General features: G+C 72.5%; 1 protein-coding gene and 2 pseudogenes. 2 read left to right on the top strand and 1 reads right to left on the bottom strand.

From position 1 onward, the window contains the following. Nucleotides 1–411 (top strand): annotated as a pseudogene (locus tag D7Y15_RS43410) (GTP-binding protein); the annotation flags it as partial. A gap of 39 nt (nucleotides 412–450) precedes the next feature. Here the strand turns inward: D7Y15_RS43410 and D7Y15_RS43405 are convergent. Next, a complete protein-coding gene (locus D7Y15_RS43405) occupies nucleotides 451–1,536 on the bottom strand; it encodes a DUF4388 domain-containing protein (RefSeq protein WP_120574968.1) in 1,086 nt (361 codons plus the stop codon). A gap of 32 nt (nucleotides 1,537–1,568) precedes the next feature. Between D7Y15_RS43405 and D7Y15_RS46250 the strand changes: the two are divergent. Further along, nucleotides 1,569–1,699, top strand: a pseudogene (locus D7Y15_RS46250) (metalloenzyme); the annotation flags it as partial.

The raw sequence follows: 1,699 nt of genomic DNA, 5'->3' as shown, positions 1-1,699 counted from the left end.
GTGCCCCGCACGCTGACGACGCCCGCTCCGCCTCGCGTGGAGCCCGCCGCCATGCCCGCCGTGGCCGTGGCGCCGAACACGGGCAGCAAGCTCCTGGGGCCCACGAGCGCGCTGGCGCCGGGGGACCTCTTCGACCACGCCCGGGCCGCGGAGGCCGCCTTCACCGCCGGGGACTACACCACCTGCGTCACCGCCTGCACCGACGCCGTCCGCCGCGCCATGGCGTTCGCCGGTGAAGGCTCCCTGGCCCAGCAGGCCTTCCTGCTGCACGTGGATGGTTCGGACCTGCTGCGCCTGCAGGGGCTGTCCACGCTGCCGCAGCTGCGCGTGGATGACGCGGCGTTCGCGCTCTACGTCCTCATGCAGGTCTTCGTGCGACTCAACGCCGTGGGGCTTCCGACCGCCGGGTGATTCGCATGGGGCACGGCTCCCGGGCCGTGCCCCAAGGGCTCAGCGCGGGAGCGTGAGCTGCAACAGCCCCATGCGGTGCAGCTTCGCCAGCGTCTTGAGCGTCTCCAGCTCTCGCGCGGGGCTGGCCAGCACCAGCGTGGACACGTCCCACGTCCCGCTGACGAGCCCGGCGATCTGCCGCTCCTCCGGCTTGAGCATCACCATCGCATGGGGGGCCTGGATGAGCTGCGGCACCACCAGTGGCGGCAGGTCCGCGTAGAGCGCGGCCACGTGCTCGCGCTGCACCAGGCGCGCGAACTCGCGCACGCGCCGGTCCGCGGGGTCGCTGGCCAGCAGGGACGCGCACACGATGCCGGCCGCGTCGTACTGGCCCTCGCGCATCAGCACCGCGCCCTTCTCCAGCATCTCCGCCACCGGATCCGCTTCCACCTGTGGCGCGCCATCCACCTCCACCAGCTTCGCGCGCAGCAGCTCGTGCACCCGGCGCGTCACCGACGAGCGCGACACGCCCATGGACAGCCGCAGCCGCCCCAGGTTCTGCGGCGTCGTCGTCAGCGCCAGGATGATCCGGTGCATCAGCGGCTGGCTGGGGCTGGGCGGCGACAGCGCCTTCACGCTCAGCGCGTCGATGGGCAGCGCCTTGTCCACGTCCCCCTGCTCGTCCACCCAGCGCAGGGACTCGAAGAGCAGCTCGCGGATGCTCATGTCGGACGGCACCCAGTCCTCACCGGTGCGGTCCGCGTCCTCCGTCCAGTGGAAGGTGCCCTGCCCCGCGATGGTCAGGTCCGTCATCGCCGCGAACAGCTCCTCGCGGCCCAGGTCGCGCACCCACCGCGCCTGCACACCGTGCGCGTCGAAGGCCGCGTCCACGTCCGGCGTGCGCGCCAGCTCGTCGAACGCCGCCAGCACGCGCGTGCCCGCCGCCAGCTTCGGCAGCGACAACAGGCGGGCCACCCGGCCGCGCAGGCCTTCGCTCGCGGTGGCGCCCACCTGGCCGGACAAGAGGAACAACTTGCGCTCGCCTGCCTCCCACGACAGCTGGAGCGTCCCCGTCTTGCGGGAGCTGTCCAGCCATTGAAGGAACTCGGGGAGCGGGTAGCTGAAGAGGTCGCCGTGGATGGCCATGCGTGTCGGATTCGAGGATACAGTCCCAGGCCGTGCGCGTCGCGGTCCTGTTCATCGACGGGGTGGGCATCGGACGGAAAGACCCGGCCGTGAACCCGCTCGCGGACCGAGACCACCTCCTGGCCTGGTTCCAGGACGCCCCCGCCCCCGCCCTGCCCCATGG

The organism is Corallococcus sp. AB030 (genome assembly GCF_003668965.1).
In the GTDB taxonomy this organism is placed as follows: Bacteria; Myxococcota; Myxococcia; order Myxococcales; family Myxococcaceae; genus Corallococcus; species Corallococcus exiguus.
This window is presented reverse-complemented; position numbering and strand designations above follow the sequence as displayed.

Coding starts and splice junctions, on each gene's coding strand:
- D7Y15_RS43405 (WP_120574968.1), bottom strand. CDS start 1,536: ATGGCCATCCACGGCGACCTCTTCAGCTACCCGCTCCCCGAGTTCCTT.